Raw genomic sequence first — 4,465 nt, forward strand, 5'->3', positions numbered from 1 at the left:
ACGCAAAGAATGAAAAAGGCAAAAGCTTGTCAAAGATTGTATCTGCCTCAGCGCAAGGCAGACCGAAACGAAGTAGCAAATTGAAAGAAAAATGACAGGAAAAACAGAACACGAGCACCAAATCAAAAGTAATACCCCGCCTGCACCATAATGAACCTGCCCGGTGGCCGTTGGGTGAGATCTTCGATGTATATAACATCGAAGATATTATCGATGCTGGCGCCAACCATGAAGGAGTTGAAGAAGCGTTTCTCCACTTTAGCACTGAAGATGGTATAGGCAGGATATTGATCGGTCAGCAGGTATTCCGTATCAACAATGTTTTGGTCGTTAATCCATCGTTTGCCGATATACTTCATGGTAATTGTCCCTGTCCAGCCATGGCTGCGAAAAGCCAAACCGGCGGTGAGCTTGTGATCCGGCACATCGGTAAGGTGTTTGCCGGTAAGGTCTGTATCGACTTCCGGGTTGGTCATTTCATAATCCCTGATCGTCGAGTGGCTGTAGGAATAATTCAGGAATCCGGTCAGGAAGCTGAACATCCTGTATTCTACATCGGCTTCTGCTCCGTAAATTTCCACCTTGCTGATGTTTCTTTTCTGGAAGACCGGTGCGATCTTATACCCCATATTTACTGAGTCTCCTGTACTCACGTAGTACATAAAGTCGTGACCGATAGAATAATAAACGGAAGCCCCCAGGGTGAGTTTACCAAACAGGATAAGATCACCACCAATTTCATAGTTATCAAGCAGTTCGGGTTTGAGGTCGGGATTTGAAATGGCGAAGCTGCCTTTTTTCTTGCCTGTTCGCGTCATATCATCCAGGATGGGTGCCCTGAAGCCGCGTGAAGCCGAAATGTATATCCTTTTTTCTTCGTTGGGCTGGAATTGCAGGGAAAGCCCCGGACACAGAGCCTGCCACTGCCTTTCCGCCATGGCCGTATCCTGGAAGGATGTCATGAATTTGATGGAGTAAGAGGGGTATTCGATGGAATACAAACCATCGTAATAGCGGGCAAAGTTATACCGCAACCCGGCATACAGATGCAGCTTTTCTCCTGCAAAGCGGATGTCATCCTGAAGATAAAATGCCCAGGTGTTCATTTTTCCCGCGTTGTGAATGATGTCTGTTGAGGTGTAATATGTGTCGGTGGCGTTCACCATACCGTGCTTCATCTCAAATCCCGCCATGATGTTATGTTGGCGGAAGCGCCGGTATGAAAGGTTTCCGTTCGCACCCAGGTCGCCACGCCTTGCATCTACATCATACAGCATGTATTCCCCTTCATTCATGTATTCGTAGATGCGGTCATAATATTCCTGTATGGAATAAATGTCTATGTCATAATCCAGGAAATTGCCTTTCTTCTTATATCTTAGCATGTTGAAATAGGTGTCGTGTTCGGAGTATGCACCGTATTCTTCAAACACTTCAACACCATTACCACGGATGTCATCATAGTACCCGGTCTGTATCTCTGCGCTGTGCCCTTTCCTGAATTCCATTCCAAGTTTGCCGGTGATATTGTATTCTTTCAAAAAAGTTGGAACCAGGATAGAGTCCCCTTCTTCGGTGAATTCTTCTGCTTCGGTGATATATCCGTCGCTCATGCTGGCAAATCCGTCGAGGCTCCAATACAAGCCGCTCAGTTTCCGGTCAAAGTTGTATTTGCCCGACAGGTTCGCATCCCCGCCGAATGTGTTGTAGGTGCCATATTCTGCTTTTACGAACCCTTCCAGTTTATCTGAAGGCTTTTTGGTGGTCATTTCGATAACGCCTCCCATAGCGCCTCCGCCGTACCTGGCCTGGCCCGGTCCTTTGAGGATACGCACGTTCTCTATCCTGTCCTTATTGATCTGGTTCCAGTTAACCGAGCCGCCATCGGCTTTGTTCAGAGGGATTCCATCCATCAGCACGAGCACCCTCGACTGATCATTCCCGGAAAGGCCCCGCATACTCACTATGGTTTTGCTGGAAAAGATCCCCAGGGGATTGTAAACATTTACACCGGAGACAAGGTCCATCACGCCGGTGATCTGCAGCGCCGGTAAGGCTTCTATCCTGCTTGCGGGGATGGTGGCTATCCGGATTGGCTCATCTTCAACTTCGGGTGGTTTTTCAGCCTGGATCACCACTTCTCCCATGTTTACCGAAGTCCGGTTTAATGATATTTCCATACGACTTTTCCTTCCCGGATTGACGGTTACCTTTGAGTTTTGATCTACATAACCCAGGAAACGGACGCTAAGCGTGTATTCCCCCGGCTTAATGCCGGGAATAGAAAACCATCCCATCGCATCGGAAGTGGCTCCGCGATGGGATGGTTCCAGAGTGATGTTTGCATCAGACAGTGGCAACCCGCTTCCTGCATCCCTCACAAAACCTTCAATACTTCCTTTTTCCTGGGCCGAAAGGTGTAATGATAGAAAAAGGAAGAACAATACCGCCAGTCTGTGCATAATATTTAAGATGCTTACTGAATGATCATCCGCTGAGGAGCAGTGTTAAGATTTTCAGAGAAAACAGGCATGATGAAATAAACCCCCGGTTTAAGGGTGCTTACATCGATGCGGGTCAGATCATCTTTTGCGATCATCACTTCTTTTCCCTGGATGTCGAAAATCCTGATTTCTTCCAATCCATCCTTGCTGCTGATGGTAACCATGCCCTGGGTAACCGGGTTAGGGGAGAAGGAGAAGCGGCTGTCGTAAAGTGTCTCTTCGATTCCACTCAGGCTGGTTCCTGTGACGATCACGTCATCGATTTTCGAAATACCGGTTTCCATGACAGTGTTGCCGTTGATATCCATGTTGCTGGTCATGATCCACCGGATATACAGTGATGTGGAACCGGGATCATTGAATTCGGGAGGCAGGGCGACGTCTGTAGCTACGCCGGTAATCCAGTCGTTCGAAACGGAAATATTCCCTCCCGAAAGATCAACGAAGTCGGAACCGCTCTTTCTGGCCTGGATCTTGAAATCGCGCGGACCGGGGAATGTGCCGTCGGAGTATTGTTTGGAAGAAACCTTCAGGTTTTCATAGCCATCGGCTTTGAATTTGATGGACCAAAGTTTGGCAAATTCTCCACCGTCCCATCCACTGGCAGTTGCAGCGAAATCGCTGGCTCCGTCGGTGAAGCTGATGGGCCTTTGCACCGTGTTGGGATGAGCCGTTGTGTCTTCTGCTGAAATGTAATAATTAGAATTACTTCCCAGGCCAAGGTTGGGGTAAATGTCGGTTGCCGTATCCCCTGTAGGGAAAGTATAACCGGTAATAACATCCTGTGAAACCAGCATAGCCGGTAATCCCAGGAAGATCATCAATAACGCAAACAGTAATGTTCTTTTCATGGTTGTTTTATTTTGGTTAATACATGTGTTGGATTTACCTTAAATCTGGATCTTTATTTCGAACTCAATTTTGCCGTCTGCTGCATGTTCCGCGTTGATCACCCGGATCAAACCGCGCTTTCCACCATGGGTCTGAAAGGGTATGATTCGGTCGTTGGTGGCCCATTTGAATTTCTTCTTACCCCAGATCTCATCATAGGCTACGATGAGGAGGCTGTCGTTATGTGCATTCTGAAAGGCATCCAGGGGGATGGGGTCATCGTCCACGCTGATGTCCCACAAAGTATACCTGCGGGTTTGCCAGTTGATGATAGACGGGTAAAAGGTCATGGCTTCCGAGCTGAAATTGTCCATTTCACCGGGTGAAGAAAAGACCGGCGAAGGCAGGTTATCGTCTACAATATAATATACCAGCATATCCATATTTTCCTGGAGTATGGTGGCCGAATCCTCGAAATAAGTTTTTCCTGTAAAAGGATACAGGAAATGCCCGTATTCCAGGTTGCCCTGGTATCCCATAATGACGGAGGTGTGGTGGATGATGCCTCCCCAGGAGGACTGGGGATCGCGATAAACGGTGAGGCTGACCTGCGCGGATAGCCTGTTGCGGTCCAGCACGCTGAATACCCAGAGAGCCGTGTCTTCAATGTTTTGGTAGAATACCTTGTCGATATTCAAATAACCGGTGTTCATACCGGTATCCATAACTGGAATAATCGTTCCGTTGGGAAGATGCTTGTTAACCGTCAGGTTGGTCAGGTTTCCATCGTTGGCCCTGGCTTGTATGCCGAATTTAAGGCTTCTGCCGACTTTAACCACATCACCGTTCTGCGTATACTGGTCTCCGCTTTTAAAACTGATGGAAGGAGGAAGCTTATCATCATCATCCTTCTTACAGGAATTCAGGATTACCGCACCGGATAAAATAATCATTGCCAGCGCTATAGAAATTTTATTCTTCATATATAGGCTTTATTTCGATAGGCAAATTTATGCATTTCGATGAAATGGAAGGAAAAAAAGGTAAAAAAAGGGGAGTGTTATTAGGGGTTATGAGTTATGGGTTATGAGTTTAGGGTTTAGGGGTTAGGGGTTAGGGGTTAGGGGTTA

Annotated in this window: 3 protein-coding genes; all 3 read right to left on the reverse strand. The window is 47.3% G+C overall.

Annotated features, from left to right (window positions below):
• Positions 1 to 122: 122 nt before the first annotated feature.
• Genes KKA81_02785 through KKA81_02795 form a run of 3 tightly spaced genes read right to left on the reverse strand, consistent with a single transcriptional unit; the run spans position 123 to position 4,318 of the window.
• Positions 123 to 2,462 (reverse strand): TonB-dependent receptor, encoded by a 2,340-nt coding sequence (locus tag KKA81_02785; GenBank protein MBU2649837.1) that lies wholly within the window; start codon positions 2,460 to 2,462, stop codon positions 123 to 125.
• Between the two features lie 14 nt (positions 2,463 to 2,476).
• Positions 2,477 to 3,355, reverse strand: coding sequence for a T9SS type A sorting domain-containing protein (locus tag KKA81_02790; GenBank protein MBU2649838.1), 879 nt, complete (start codon positions 3,353 to 3,355; stop codon positions 2,477 to 2,479).
• 39 nt (positions 3,356 to 3,394) lie between these two features.
• Positions 3,395 to 4,318, reverse strand: a complete 924-nt coding sequence (locus KKA81_02795) for a hypothetical protein (protein ID MBU2649839.1) — start codon at positions 4,316 to 4,318, stop codon at positions 3,395 to 3,397.
• Positions 4,319 to 4,465: the final 147 nt, after the last annotated feature.

The organism is Bacteroidota bacterium (genome assembly GCA_018831055.1).
In the GTDB taxonomy this organism is placed as follows: domain Bacteria; phylum Bacteroidota; class Bacteroidia; order Bacteroidales; family B18-G4; genus M55B132.